At 44.5% G+C, this 14,201-nt stretch carries 15 protein-coding genes; 8 read left to right on the top strand and 7 right to left on the bottom strand.

Annotated elements, in window-relative coordinates; all coding sequences use genetic code 11:
- Window positions 1–162 precede the first annotated feature (162 nt).
- The gene (gene htpX / locus J4N42_RS08960) at window positions 163–1,038 is read right to left on the bottom strand and encodes a protease HtpX (RefSeq protein ID WP_252027537.1); all 876 of its coding nucleotides are present in this window, start codon (window positions 1,036–1,038) and stop codon (window positions 163–165) included.
- Between the two features lie 246 nt (window positions 1,039–1,284).
- Here htpX and J4N42_RS08965 point away from each other — a divergent pair, with 246 nt between their 5' ends.
- Window positions 1,285–1,452: a hypothetical protein gene (locus J4N42_RS08965; RefSeq protein WP_252027538.1), complete on the top strand. Its 168-nt coding sequence runs from the start codon at window positions 1,285–1,287 to the stop codon at window positions 1,450–1,452.
- A gap of 49 nt (window positions 1,453–1,501) precedes the next feature.
- Here the strand turns inward: J4N42_RS08965 and bioD are convergent, their stop codons facing one another.
- From bioD to bioB, 4 genes are read right to left on the bottom strand one after another with little or no spacing between them, the layout of a single operon-like run.
- Window positions 1,502–2,182: a dethiobiotin synthase gene (bioD, locus tag J4N42_RS08970; RefSeq protein WP_252027539.1), complete on the bottom strand. Its 681-nt coding sequence runs from the start codon at window positions 2,180–2,182 to the stop codon at window positions 1,502–1,504.
- Window positions 2,179–2,982: a malonyl-ACP O-methyltransferase BioC gene (bioC, locus tag J4N42_RS08975; RefSeq protein ID WP_252027540.1), complete on the bottom strand. Its 804-nt coding sequence runs from the start codon at window positions 2,980–2,982 to the stop codon at window positions 2,179–2,181. The genes bioD and bioC overlap by 4 nt, the downstream gene beginning before the upstream one ends.
- Entirely contained in the window at window positions 2,983–4,137 is a 1,155-nt protein-coding gene (locus J4N42_RS08980) for an 8-amino-7-oxononanoate synthase (protein WP_252027541.1), read from the bottom strand.
- Window positions 4,121–5,173 (bottom strand): biotin synthase BioB, encoded by a 1,053-nt coding sequence (gene bioB, locus J4N42_RS08985; RefSeq protein WP_252027542.1) that lies wholly within the window; start codon window positions 5,171–5,173, stop codon window positions 4,121–4,123. Before bioB ends, J4N42_RS08980 begins: the two co-directional genes overlap by 17 nt.
- Before the next feature lie 126 nt (window positions 5,174–5,299).
- Here bioB and bioA point away from each other — a divergent pair, with 126 nt between their 5' ends.
- Complete coding sequence (gene bioA, locus J4N42_RS08990; RefSeq protein ID WP_252027543.1) at window positions 5,300–6,580, top strand: adenosylmethionine--8-amino-7-oxononanoate transaminase; 1,281 nt, start codon at window positions 5,300–5,302, stop codon at window positions 6,578–6,580.
- A gap of 83 nt (window positions 6,581–6,663) precedes the next feature.
- Here the strand turns inward: bioA and J4N42_RS08995 are convergent, their stop codons facing one another.
- Window positions 6,664–7,359 (bottom strand): YccT family protein, encoded by a 696-nt coding sequence (locus J4N42_RS08995; protein WP_252027544.1) that lies wholly within the window; start codon window positions 7,357–7,359, stop codon window positions 6,664–6,666.
- Window positions 7,360–7,522: 163 nt separating this feature from the next.
- Window positions 7,523–8,491, bottom strand: coding sequence for a porin (locus J4N42_RS09000; protein ID WP_252027545.1), 969 nt, complete (start codon window positions 8,489–8,491; stop codon window positions 7,523–7,525).
- 514 nt (window positions 8,492–9,005) lie between these two features.
- Between J4N42_RS09000 and dinG the strand changes: the two genes are divergently transcribed.
- From dinG to J4N42_RS09030, 6 genes are all read left to right on the top strand, one after another.
- Entirely contained in the window at window positions 9,006–11,081 is a 2,076-nt protein-coding gene (dinG, locus tag J4N42_RS09005; RefSeq protein WP_252027546.1) for an ATP-dependent DNA helicase DinG, read from the top strand.
- Window positions 11,082–11,143: 62 nt separating this feature from the next.
- The gene (locus J4N42_RS09010) at window positions 11,144–11,923 is read left to right on the top strand and encodes a sulfite exporter TauE/SafE family protein (RefSeq protein WP_252027547.1); all 780 of its coding nucleotides are present in this window, start codon (window positions 11,144–11,146) and stop codon (window positions 11,921–11,923) included.
- Window positions 11,920–12,468, top strand: a complete 549-nt coding sequence (locus J4N42_RS09015) for a primosomal replication protein (RefSeq protein ID WP_252027548.1) — start codon at window positions 11,920–11,922, stop codon at window positions 12,466–12,468. The genes J4N42_RS09010 and J4N42_RS09015 overlap by 4 nt, the downstream gene beginning before the upstream one ends.
- 1 nt (window position 12,469) lies before the next feature.
- The gene (rsmS, locus tag J4N42_RS09020) at window positions 12,470–12,637 is read left to right on the top strand and encodes a pleiotropic regulatory protein RsmS (RefSeq protein WP_252027549.1); all 168 of its coding nucleotides are present in this window, start codon (window positions 12,470–12,472) and stop codon (window positions 12,635–12,637) included.
- A 4-nt stretch (window positions 12,638–12,641) separates the two neighbouring features.
- Window positions 12,642–13,799, top strand: a complete 1,158-nt coding sequence (locus J4N42_RS09025; RefSeq protein ID WP_252027550.1) for a ribosomal protein uL16 3-hydroxylase — start codon at window positions 12,642–12,644, stop codon at window positions 13,797–13,799.
- A 113-nt stretch (window positions 13,800–13,912) separates the two neighbouring features.
- A complete protein-coding gene (locus tag J4N42_RS09030) occupies window positions 13,913–14,191 on the top strand; it encodes a hypothetical protein (RefSeq protein ID WP_252027551.1) in 279 nt (92 codons plus the stop codon).
- The last annotated feature ends 10 nt before the right edge of the window (window positions 14,192–14,201 follow it).

Raw genomic sequence — 14,201 nt, forward strand, 5'->3', positions numbered from 1 at the left:
CCTTTTTTGTTCCCCCAGGACGATATATAGATAATACGGCCAGCAGTCAGCTCAGCTCTATAACTCAACGGCCAAGCCAGCCAAAATCGGCACCTGAAATTTCAAACAGGTAATAAAAAGGCCTCCTAATGGAAGCCTTTTAATAAATCGCTGTACTAGCAATTACATGTTACGTAGAGACGCAATGCGCTTATCTAACGGTGGGTGGCTCATTAGAAGCTCACTCAGAGAGCGTTTACCATTGATACCAAACGCCATCATAGAACCTTCTAGTTGCGGCTCATGACTCACTTTTAAGCGCTCAAGTGCCGCTATCATCTTCTCTTTACCAACTAGGCGAGCTGCTCCAGCATCCGCATGGAATTCGCGATGACGGCTGTACCACATCGTAATAAAGCTGGCTAAGAAACCAAACACCAATTCAAGCACCATAGACACACCGAAGTAAACCATCATGTTACTTCCACCCTCACCCTCTTCATTGTTGTTATTTGAGGCAACAATGTTGGCAATAAAGCGAGATAAGAAGATAACGAAAGTATTTACTACACCCTGCATAAGAGTCATGGTAACCATGTCGCCATTCGCAATATGGCTCACTTCATGGGCCAGAACGGCTTCCGCTTCGTCTCGGGTCATGTTGTGTAAAAGACCTGTAGACACTGCAACTAAGGAATCGTCTCTTTTTGCACCCGTTGCGAATGCGTTGATATCTGCTGCGTCATAAATCGCAACCGTTGGCATACCGATACCAGCCTGTTGCGCTTGACGGCCGACTGTTTCTAGAAGCCAGTGCTCCGTTTCGTTACGTGGACTTTCGATCACCATACCACCCACTGAGCGAAGAGCCATGCTCTTTGACATCATCAGCGATATGAATGAACCACCGAAACCAAAGACGGCAGCCATTAATAGAATTCCAGACGTGCTTCCGCCGCCTAGTTGAATTCCAAATACAGCACTCACAATATTCAAAACAACACTTAGCACTAAAATCACGGCCAAGTTAGTTGCTAAGAACAACATTACTCGCTTCATTACCTGTCTCCAATAGCAAGCTTTTAATTATCCCCTTCCAACACTCAGTTGTTAGGGACTGTTAGTTATAGATATAGTTTAAATGCAAATAAAACAAGGTTAAGTGTTAAATTGAAACATTTGTTTTCTGGTAAGATTTTGGAATCAGCGCCACACGTTAGACTTTAGTCTTATTGAGGTCGAAAGATAAAGAGACTACATTGCGATGAGAACAAAACGAGCTCCATGTAACCAAAGGGACTGACCATGGCAGAGACTAGCAACTATCAAATGGCTATTGATTTACTTTGCTGTCATCTTGGAATCTCAGAAGATGAAGCAAAACAACAACTTGGAATAAAGCAGCCACAACAGGCGCAACAACAAATCAGTGATACTCAACAAGCACTGATGGGCTTAACCCAAGAAAAATAACTACAAATAAAGGGCTGCAACTGCAGCCCTTTTTCATTTTTCTCTCTCGTTAACTCATCAATGGAGCTAAATCGATATATTTACCAAGATCTTTTCTCTTCACTCTAGGCACGTATGGAATTTCACCTAACTTAGGTGCATCCATCTTGTCTTCAAGCATTTCAATGATCTCAGCATAGTGCTCTGTACCAGGGTTAACTCGGTTAGCGACCCAACCTACAAGGTTAAGTCCGTCGGCTTTAATAATTTCAGCCGTTAACATCGCATGACTCAGACAACCCAATTTAATCCCAACGACTAGTACAACTGGAAGTTGTTCTTGCTTGACCCAAGTGGATAAGCAGTCAGTATCGGAAACAGGTACACGCCACCCACCTGCGCCTTCAACCAGAACGACATCGGCGTTCTGTTTATGCAGCATAAGCTTTTCGCTCAATACCTCATACTCGATAGATACGTTTTCATGCTTTGCAGCAATATGAGGAGAAGCAGGTAGCTCCAACGTGTAAGGATTTATATCTTTATAATCACACTCAACATTTGCGGCTTGTTGTAAATGCAACGCATCTGAGTTGCGCATTCCCAGTTCAGTGCTTTCACTACCCGCTGCAACCGGCTTATAGCCAATTGTTTTTAACCCTTGTGCAGCCAACGCTTGAAGAATAGCCTTCGAAGCGACTGTTTTGCCTACATCGGTATCCGTACCAGCAATAAAAAATGAGTCGATCATAGATTGATGGCCCCAAAACATACCTGATAAGTAGCAGGCAGTTTATTCTGTTGATTCTTGTATACTTGGTACGCACGCTCGACTTGAATAAGCGATCGACGACTCGTCAGACCATGTGAGCGACCACTTACGTGGTTAGCACCTATGCCTTTGAGATCACGCATGACAGAAAATGCAGTGTCGTACCAAACTGTGATAGGGGTCAAGTTTAGGTGATGATTGGTGCAGTGAGATTGCGCTAGCGCAATTTTTACCTGATTGGATGTCATAAAATCGTTAACATGTTGATATGAGTCAACTTCACGCCACGCTTGCTTAAGCTCATTCAGTGAGCCATCAAGTAATGTGGAGAATACTCCTCTACCTTTCGGTTTAACGATCCGCTTTATCTCAGCTAACGGCACCGCGAGATCGGTACACCATTGCAATGCCAAGCTTGAGAACACAAAGTCCACGCTATTATCCGCCAAAGGTAAGCACTCCGCATCGGCTAGCACATATTGAACTTTCTCGCTCCCACAGCGCTGATTAGCTTGTTCTAGCATCTGACTTGAAAGGTCAATACATATCACTTCAGCACCTTTCGCCAACAACTGCTCACTGAAGTAGCCGGTTCCACAGCCAAGGTCGACAACGGTTGTACCGCTCAGGTCTTCAGGTAATAGTGTCAGCAACCTATGCCCAACATCGCGTTGAAAGGCAGCATGCTGATCGTATCCCGCAGCTGCTTTTCCAAAAGACTCAGCAATAAGGCGTTTATCCGTTTGCGTATCAAACAATTCTGTTACTACTTGAACCATTTAGTACCCTTTATTGATATTTTCGAGTATCGCATCCGACAAGTTCACGACTTGCTCCTTCGTGTGGTTGGCAGTCAAAGTTACTCTCAATCGTGCACTATTTGTCGCAACAGTTGGCGGCCTGATAGCAGCAACCCAAAGTCCTGAAGCTTTTAGGTAGTTAGAAAAGGTGAGCGCTCGCTCACTGTCGCCTAATATGAAAGGTTTGATTGGTGTTGTTGTATCTACAAAACCGTTAACTTGACTCAGCTTGCTTTGGTATACACCCTGCAACTCTGCTAGTTTTTCTCTGCGCCAATTCTGCGTTTGAATCATTCCAATAGCATGAGTTAGAGCGTAAGCCTGAGAGGGCGGAATCGCGGTCGAGTATACGTGGTGCTTTGCAAACTGCGTTAAGTAATCCCCACACTCCTGACTACAAAGGATCGCTGCTCCCGACAAACCAAATGCCTTGCCAAAAGTCACCACCAATATTTCAGGGCGAATTCCAGCCTCATCACAACTACCTCGACCGTCTGAGCCCAACACTCCGATCCCATGAGCATCATCGACCGCCAACCATGCTCTATCGAGACAAGCGCTTTGGATATCCACTAACGGCGCAGTGTCTCCATCCATGCTGAACACACCTTCGGTCATGACGAGCGTATTCGAAGCCTTACCCAAGAAACTCGACAGATGTTGAACATCATTGTGGCGAAAACGCTTCATATCAGCGGCTGACAACAATCCAGCTTCCATCAAAGATGCATGGTTTAATTTGTCTTGAACGAGCAAATCACCCTTTTCTAAGAGACCAAAGATTAACGCCTGATTAGCTGAAAATCCTGAGCTAAACAGTATTGCCCTTTCAAAACCAAGCCAATCACACAATGCACTTTCAAGATCTGCATGGGCCGAGCTATAACCTGTAACTAATGGTGATGCGCCACTGCCACAGCCGTATAAGCTAAGTCCATGCTGCCAAGCTTCCAGCAACTGTTTATCTCGGCCCAAGCCAAGATAGTCGTTGCTAGAAAAATTAACATATCGGCTCCCTTCGAACTCGATACATGCTTCGTCAAGCGATGTCAGTATCTTTGATTCTCTAGCGAGATCATGCTGACGCCGATATTCTAGTGCACCAGCAATCCGCTCGTTAAATGCTGGCTTCATAAAATAGGTCGTCTTTACCCGGTCTTGCCGCAACGCGCTCAACGACACGATCTAAGAGGTCATTTTCTTGAATTTCATCTGGCTTCTGAACAACTTGTTGACTATTGATGCCCAATTTTTTGAACAATTGCATGTCGCTGTCTTCGTCCGGGTTTGGAGTCGTAAGTAGCTTACATCCATAGAAGATTGAGTTAGCTCCAGCCATAAAGCAAAGCGCTTGCATTTGCTCATTCATATTCTCACGACCAGCAGAAAGACGCACAGCTGACTTAGGCATCATAATGCGCGCAATCGCAATCAAGCGGATAAAGTCGAATGGCTCAACATCGTCAACTTCTTCAAGCGGAGTACCTTTCACTTTAACCAGCATGTTAATAGGCACACTCTCTGGGTGGGTCGGCAGATTCGCCAGTTCTACGAATAACCCAGCTCGGTCATTCGTACTCTCACCCATTCCAATAATTCCACCTGAACAGATTTTCATACCTGCATCTCGCACATGAGATAATGTATCTAAGCGGTCTTGGTAGGTGCGTGTTGTAATGATATTGCCGTAGAATTCAGGGGAGGTATCGAGATTGTGGTTATAGTAGTCAAGACCAGCATCCGCTAACTCTTTCGCTTGCTCTGGGTTAAGCATACCCAGAGTCATACACGTCTCTAGCCCCATACCTTTTACCCCTTTAATCATTTGGGTTAAATGTGGCATGTCACGCTCTTTCGGGTTTTTCCATGCAGCCCCCATACAAAAACGCGTTGAACCTGAATCTTTTGCCTTCTGTGCAGCATCGAGTACACGCTCAACCTCCATTAATCGTTCTTTATCTACATCAGTACGATAATGAGCACTTTGTGGGCAGTATTTACAGTCTTCCGGACACGCACCTGTTTTAATCGACAACAGCGTGCTGACTTGTACGTGGTTATGAGGTTGATGTGAGCGATGAACAAGCTGCGCTTCAAACAGTAGATCCATGAACGGCTTTTGCATCAGTGTTTGTACTTCTGCATGTGTCCAGTTGTGACGTACTTCCACAAGGCTTCCTTATTTAATTATTTGTTAATTGCTTGGCTAGTGTAACGACAACAGATACACTGTCAACAAATTGAGATTCAACAAGTTTACACTTGGTTATTTTTTAATCTACAGGTTAAATCATTCATGGACTTAGAATTCGACCAGCAGCACATTTGGCACCCATACACCTCTACAATCTCTCCTTTAAAATGCTACCCCGCTTCATCTGCAAAAGGAGTACATATAGAACTTGAAGATGGCCGGCAGTTGATTGATGGAATGTCTTCCTGGTGGTCTGCAATTCACGGCTACAATCACCCGACTCTTAATGAAGCGGCTCACGCGCAGATTGACCGCATGTCGCATGTCATGTTTGGTGGTATAACACACCAACCGGCCATCGACTTATGTAAGTCGTTAGTTGAAATGACTCCGAAAGGGCTTGAGCAAGTTTTTCTCGCTGATTCAGGATCGGTAGCTGTTGAAGTCAGTTTAAAGATGGCGCTGCAATACTGGCACGCAAAAGGTGAAAAACGATCTAAGTTTCTAACCTTAAGGGATGGTTATCATGGCGATACCTTCGCTGCCATGTCAGTGACCGACCCCGATAACTCGATGCATTCCCTATATAAAGGTTTCTTACCTGAACACATCTTTGCCTCCTCCCCTAATACGGGGTTCTGGGACAATTGGAACCCAGAGGATATTGAAGATTTGGAGCACAAACTCGAGCATAACCATAAGGAGATTGCCGCGGTTATCCTTGAGCCGATCGTGCAAGGTGCAGGAGGGATGCGTATTTATCACCCGGAATATCTAAAACAGGTACGTAAGCTCTGCGACCAATATGGCCTATTGCTGATTCTCGATGAAATAGCGACCGGATTCGGGCGGACGGGAAAATTGTTTGCTTGCGAGCACGCTGAAGTCATGCCGGATATTCTCTGCGTCGGCAAAGCCTTAACAGGCGGATACATGACCCTATCGGCAACCATAACGACTAAACATGTCGCGGACACTGTATGCAGTGGAGAAGCGGGTTGCTTTATGCATGGTCCAACGTTTATGGGAAACCCACTTGCGTGTGCAGTTGCTTCAGCAAGCATGTCACTACTTAAGCAAGGCAACTGGAAATCTCAAACACACAATATCGAGTCAATCTTTGCCAAGTTGCTCCCTGCACTTCTTCAAAACGAACGCGTGAAGGACGTGAGGTGGTTAGGTGCTATAGGTGTCGTAGAAACCAACCAACCAGTTAATATGGAAGCAATACAAAAACGGTTTGTTGAACAAGGGGTTTGGATACGACCATTCGGCAAACTTATTTATATGATGCCTCCCTTCATTAGTGAGGCTCACCATATCAAGCAACTGATTGATGCGATTGCACAGGTTATCACCGAAGACGATTGCTTTTTAGATTAGTTTATAGTTTTTGACACCTAACTATTAAAACAAAAGCCGCATCGACAGACGCGGCTTTGCTGTGTAGATGACACTTTGAACTTTTATTCTTGATCAATCATCCATTTACGGAATTCTTTTTGCTCAGCTTTAGTCGCTTTCTTATACCAAGCTTTAAGCTGTTCTACTGTCTGAGGTTCGACAGCCTTAGGTTGCTCAACAACGTTCTTTTCAACCTGCGTCGCCGAAGTTTGTGTAACTTCTTTCTCTGCTGATGCACTGGTCGCAACCACTGCTGCACTTGCCGTTGTCGCAGTCACCAGTTTGCCATCGACAAATGTAATACCACGTTCGCTGTTATAGTCTTCGACAATGCCGTCCATCCCCATGAATGGAAGTAGACCTTTTTTGCCCGAAAGTTTGTCCAGATCATAAGCTAACGCATTGCCATCCTGAGACAAGCGCCATTCAGGGTTGTTAGAGCGAAATGCTTTTTCTGCCTCAGCTTTACTTCTGGCTACAGGGTGGTTCAATTTTATTTCTTCACCAGAAACATCAAACGTCAAGACAAAGGGTTCCGATGTATATACCGAGCTGCTGCTTCCTCGCCCTAAATCTTTGTCCATACGAACAATAACTTGATTCATGCCTGGATCGATGTTGTTCTTGCCAATTTTTGATTCAGCTTCTTGACCATTAATATAAAGGACAGAAACCCCTTTAGCGGGAACTAGTGTTGCTGCATTAATAGAGAATGCGACCATCATTGTCGACAGTGAAAGGATTTTGATTAACTTCACAGGGCTTAACTCCTTGATAATTATACGCTAGTGAACCTTTACTAGCTCGATAGATACTATAATTCACATCAAACGAGACAACAATGCTCGTCAAGTTATACTCAAAAAAACAAAGCCACCCTTCAGGGTGGCTTTGTTAGGATATAAATCAATTAAGATTTAATTAGAAGCTAGCTTTAACACCTAGTGCAACGCCTACTTCGCTGTTGTCAGCATCATCGCCACCTACTTCAGCGTAAGCTGTAGTGTTTGGAGCTAGAGCATAACCAGCATTTAGGAACCAGTTGTCTGATTCTAGAGCATCAACGTCGCTTGAACCGAAGCTGTAACCAGCAGCGATAGTAACTGAATCGATTGTGTAATCAGCAGCTAGGCCAACAGTGCTTGAATCAACTTCAGAACCAGTTGCTTTAACTTTAACGTTAGTTGCGTAGTAACCTAGTTCTAGGTTTAGGTTCTCTACACCAGCGTAACGAGCTTCTAGAGCAAGAATTTGTTCTTCTTGAGGAACAGTAGCTAGAGTTAGGTCGCCGTCACCGTAGTAACCAGTGAAGTCGAAGTCAGCAACGCGAGCACCTAGTTTAAGGTCAAAGTAAGAACCATCTGTACCGATGTTAGTTGAGTTGTTGTGGTCCTGTGCGATAGACACTGTACCGTAGAAAGTACCTTTGTCTACGTCGTAACGAATCATTTCGTCTTCACAGAATGTGCTGTCGTTGTTGAAGAAAGAGCTAATACCAAATTGGAAGTCAGAACCAACACCAGCGTCATCTAGAGCACCACAAGTACGACCTACTTTAATAGAACCGATAGACTGAGAGTATAGAGCTACGTATGTGTCACCAACATCTGCGCTAGAACCTTGACCGCTAGTTACAGTACCGCTTGCGCCGTCAAATTCCCAGTAACCACCGAATTGTAGATCGTCGTTGATTGCGTAACGAACGTCAAAACCGAAGTCTGCGTCTTGAATTTCTTGTTGGAACTCAGCGTCTTTGTCGAAACCTTTTACGTATACAACTTCGATATCACCAGCTAGATCAACTGTAACACCTTCATTGTTGTAAATCTCGATTGCTTGAGCAGAACCTGCTGCCGCCATAACACCTAGAGCTACTAGAGTCTTTTTCATAATAATCCACTGCCTTTTCTATAGAATGGGAATTCCTTATCCGGTTCCCTTTATGTTTTTTGACCATGACTCAAACTCTTAACTGGTTGGATGTCATCGCCTGTAATTCGGGTTCTAGATTGCAAAAGATCCTCCCGCCTGTCAAATAAACTAAAAAATTATTATCAAAAAACATAAAACCCATTAATAACAATAAGTTACAGTGATTTGCGTATTTTTTTCGAGCAACTTCTTAGCTTTGCCCGATGTTTACCCCGAGTCATCCCCCACCCACAGAGTAGTTTTAAATTCCAATTTTTAACTAAAATTGTCACCGTCACAGAATATTAAACTTAACATTCATACAACTCGAAGTTATATATAATTCATTACCTAAATTTATTCTAAGTTCATGATGGTTCAGTTTTTTTTTGTGAAGGAGATCTAGATTTGTTTTAAAAGCATTCAATTTCGTGAACTAAGTATCCCATAGCAATATGTGCTACTATCCGGGGGTCGTTAAGTAGGTCACAGTATGTCAACCAGTAAAATCCAGCAATCCATTCGCCACAGCTATCAAAACCTTCAATCACAGCTAGAAAACTTTGTACCTCGTCGAGCTCAGAATTATCTTGTTGCTGAGATCGCCAAGACACTCTGTGGCGACTATCACAAATCTAATCGCATTCTGGTGGCCGAAGCCGGTACTGGGATCGGTAAATCGTTGTCTTATTTGATGGCCACGATTCCCGTGGCAGTATGGAATAATCGTAAAGTTGTTATTTCTACCGCTACCGTTGCGCTACAAGAACAACTAATAAATAAAGACCTTCCATTGTTTCGTCGACTAACTGATAGAGAGTTTTCTTTTATTCTTGCAAAAGGTAGACAACGGTATTGCTGCGCGGAAAAGCTGGCATCAGCAAGTGGCGTTGATGGTGGTCAACTGGCGATGTTTGAGTCAAAGCCGAAAGCAAAAGACATCGAATTACTCGGAAGACTCTATACCGCTTTGTCCCAAGGTAAATGGGATGGTGACAGGGATTCTTGGCCAAAACCAATCAAAGATGAATTGTGGCAACACATCGTTAGCGACAAACATACCTGTAATCTCAGTATGCCCGCTCATAGAGACTGCCCTTTTCAGAAAGCCCGATCAGAGCTAGACAAAGCTGATGTCATTATCGCAAACCACAGTTTAGTGATGTCCGACGCTGACTTAGGCGGGGGCGTAATTCTTCCAGAACCCGAAAACACAATTTACGTTTTCGACGAGGCCCATCACCTGCCAAAAGTTGCACGTGACCACTCCTCGGCGGCCGCCAGTCTAAAAGGTGCTGCAAGTTGGTTGGAGCGGTTGAACCAAGCTGCGAGTAAGTTTTCTTCCCTCGCAGATGAAAAGCGGGTCAGTCGCTTTCGAAATGAACTACAGGATGCTATCCAGTTTCTCATACCCACTCTAGGTGCTCTCGCAACGCGTTTTGAGCCAAGCCAATTTGAAGAAAAGCGCTATCGTTTCGAGAATGGTGAACTCCCCGAATGGCTAGAAGCCGAATCTCAGGAGCTTAAGAAAGCTGCGAATAAAGCAAACACAGCAGTCGCGAAGATCGCAGATTTAATCGCCGAACGCGTCAAAGATGGAGAGTTAGCAAATCGGCTAGCGGAACCGGCACTTGCTGAACTGGGCTTCTATATACAACGGATGGAGAACCTTGCCCAAGTATGGCAGTTGATGGCCGAGCCGATTCGAGATAAAGGAGCTCCGCTCGCTAGGTGGCTAGAAGTGAGTCCGGATAGAGAAGACGACTACATTGTTAATGTCTCACCACTAGAAGTTGGCTGGCAGCTAGACCAGCAACTTTGGAGCAGGTGTATTGGCGCGGTCTTGGTGTCTGCAACCATGAGAGCGCTAAACTCTTTCTCTTTCTTTTGTCATCAAGCTGGCATTAGTGAAAAACCGGAAAAAGGAACACGCTTTCTAGCGTTGGCCTCACCGTTCGACTATCAAAATCAGGCCGAACTTTACGTGCCAACAATGAAGTATGAGCCTCAAGCTCCTCAGTTTACTGAATATCTTATTGAAAGATTGCCTAAGCTAATAGAAGACAAGAAAGCCAACCTTGTTTTATTCTCCTCTTACTGGCAAATGAACCAAGTTGCTGAAGCATTGGCAACCAATTTTGCTAAAAGAGGCTGGGCTCTTCAGGTTCAAGGTGATAGCTCAAGGTCAGAAATTCTAAATAAACATAAAACGCTCGTACAATGTCAGAAAACCAGTGTGCTATTTGGTACTGGTAGCTTTTCAGAAGGCTTAGATTTACCAGGTGAGCTACTGGAAAACTTAATTATTACGAAGATTCCTTTCGCTGTTCCAACGTCACCTGTAGAGCAGGCTCATGCGGAATATATAGAACAGAGGGGTGGGAACCCTTTCTTACAAATCAGTGTACCTGAAGCGAGTAAGAAGCTGATCCAATCGGTTGGCCGTTTGCTGCGCAAAGAACGAGATTCTGGTAGAGTCATCATCCTTGATCGCCGGATAGTCACCAAGCGGTATGGAAAGTCGTTACTCGATTCACTACCACCGTTTAAAAGAACAATCGAATATTAGGAAATTTCCCTAGAACTCGTTCTCCGTAGTATCCGGTGAGTGAATAAATAGAAGAATAATGTATGGAATTTATCGAACCAACCATGTTGGTTGCGTTGGCACTTGTTGCATTCACTGCTGGGTTTATAGACGCAGTGGCCGGAGGGGGGGGGATGTTAACAGTCCCAGCTCTCTTATCAATCGGCTTACCACCTCATATCGCGCTGGGGACGAATAAGCTTGCCGCTACTTTTGCGTCATCAACGGCAGCATTTACTTACTACAAGAAAAAGCTCTTTAAACCCGAGTGCTGGGGAAGAGCTTTTGTTGCGACATTAATCGGCGCGACAATCGGGACACTAGTAGTCGATGCAATCAGTACAGAGTGGCTCGAAAAAGTGCTGCCATTAGTCATTTTGGCGGCCGCTATCTATACCATCTGGCATAAAACACCGAATGCAAATAACAATGCCACACCTCAGCCCTGCCCCACCCTACACAAAAAGCAATACGTGCAGGGTTTTACGCTTGGTTTTTATGATGGTGTAGCCGGGCCAGGCACCGGCGCTTTCTGGACGGTAAGCTCCATGGCGCTATATCGCTTAAATATACTGCTCGCTTCAGGGTTAGCGAAGGCGATGAATTTCACCAGCAATTTCACATCATTGGTCACTTTTGCCATATTAGGACACATCGATTGGGTATTGGGACTCACCATGGGTGTATGCTTAATGGCAGGTGCTTTTGTCGGCGCCCATTCAGCCATTCGCTTTGGTGCTAAGTTTATCCGTCCTGTGTTTGTAACCGTAGTAAGCGTATTAGCAATTAAGCTTGCTTATGAAGCTTGGTTTGTGAATCTATGAGTAAATTGTCGCAATTAAAACCAATATTGGCTCAGCTCGCTGTAGACGCAGCCAATCTCGACCGAGCCCGCGGCGAGCACCACCAGCCTCTATTTGATGAGCGCTTGTTCCATGCGCACTGTAAATTGCTAGTACCGTGTGTGAAAGAAGCTCAATCTACATTCGACACGATTCTTCGAGAAGAACAAGCGAATAAACTTACGCAGCAACGGGCTGAGTTTCTTTCAGAGCGGTTGCTCGCACAGATCTCTGCCATTCAACGAGAATTGTCGACTCAATCTATCCGCAAAAACGAACCCAAGCACTCTTCTTACTATCGAAAGCCTATCAACGCCTTGTATCAAGAGCTTGCGCAGCACCAAGAGTGGGAAACACGGCTTAAAGATATGGTTCGTGAAAAAGAATTCGCTGTATCCCAAGCCTCTTCTTTTCAGCAACAGCAAGCTCAACAAGCACTGATTGCAACTGAGCAGCGGCTAAAGCGCTGCCAAGAAGCCAAACTCAAAATCGAAAACCAAATTACCTATCGAGAGAAGAACCAATAACATGGCCGACCAAGCTAAATCACCACTCGATGACGCGCCCGAAGAAATCAAACTGGCCGTCGACCTCATCTATTTACTTGAATCGAATGAAATCGAACCTTCCATAGCGCTAAAAGCCATTGAGATCGTCAAATCAGATTTAGAACAAAAGCTATCCGCTACAGAGTAATACCATGGATCAACTAACCGAGTATCAGCTAACTTTCTCCCTAGACGAGTTTCTATCCCTGTATTGGCAGAAAAAGCCCACCATCATTAAACAGGGTTTTAAAAACTTTAGAGATCCTATTTCTGCCGAAGAATTGGCTGGTTTAACCATGGAAGAGGAAATAGACTCTCGCTTCGTTTCTAACTTGAATGACGACTGGTGCGCTGAACACGGGCCTTTTGACGAGACTAAGTTTTCAACTTTAAATGACTCTCACTGGCAGTTTATCGTTCAAGCAGCAAATCACTGGCACCAAGGTGCAGCGCAGCTTGTCAAACCATTCAAGCAGTTACCGCAATGGCTGTTTGATGATTTGATGATCAGCTATTCTGTACAAGGTGGGGGGGTTGGCCCTCATATCGATCAATATGATGTATTCATCATTCAAGGAAGTGGGCGTAGACACTGGCGTGTTGGCGCAAAAGATATCGGTCAGTATAAAGAAACTTGCCGCTCATCCGCTTTACGCCAAATCGAAGGCTTCGATGCTGTCATTGATGCAATACTAGAGCCCGGTGACATTCTTTATATTCCACCAGGCTACCCTCATGATGGTTACGCACTAGAACCTAGTATGAGTTATTCTGTTGGCTATCGTTCACCAAAAGAACAGGAACTCGTCAGTAATTTCGCCGACTACATACTTGCTCACGATATGGGCGACGTGCACCTCAGTAACCCTGACCTTAGAGCCCGTCAGCAATTCGGTGAAATACAGCAGCAAGACTTAACGCAACTCACCGAGATGCTCACCTCCGCACTTGAGCACCCTGAAACTATCAAAGACTTTATGGGCTGTATGCTGAGCCAGTCTCGTCACCAGTTAGATATTGTTGAACCCCAGGAGAAATGGGAAGCTGAAGAAATACAATATTACTTACAGCAAGGCGGTCCGTTGCACAAAGTGTCAGGCTTACGTGCCCTTTATCATCAGGGTGAAAGTAATATTGCCTACATTAATGGTGAAGTTATTAAGGTCCCGACAACGCAGTGCCACATACTTGAAACTCTGTGTAACCAAGATGAATTTCAGTTGAAAGATTTAGATGGAGAGACTGATGCGTCCACAATTTCTCTGCTTTGTAATCTGGTAAATAAAGGCTATTGGTACTTACTCGATTAGGGTACTTACTCGATTAAGCACCAAACCTTTTTCTTACGGTTAGCACGAGTTGGAGTGATCTTTTCCCATAACACCACGTATTCCTTGAATGAGAACGGTGTTGGGGAATAGTTATGTCGGACAACGAAAAGCTAAGGGAAATTCATCAAAGGTTACGTACAAAAGCTGAGTGGAGAAAAGCTTTCTCTATATTGGCTTTAATAGCCAGTTCTGCGATATTAACAATTGCATTGATTTGGACGACAGCTTATCTCATCGACTCAGACAAGGCTGTTGACTGGGGCATCACTTTCGAACACATAGCCTACACATGGAGTCCGCTGTTACTCATCTTTACCTGTATTCTCCTAGCTCTTTTCAGCATTAAGAGTTACATCCATCAAGAGCGATAAAAAAAGCGAA

This window comes from Vibrio sp. SCSIO 43135, assembly GCF_023716665.1.
Lineage (GTDB): Bacteria > Pseudomonadota > Gammaproteobacteria > Enterobacterales > Vibrionaceae > Vibrio > Vibrio paucivorans.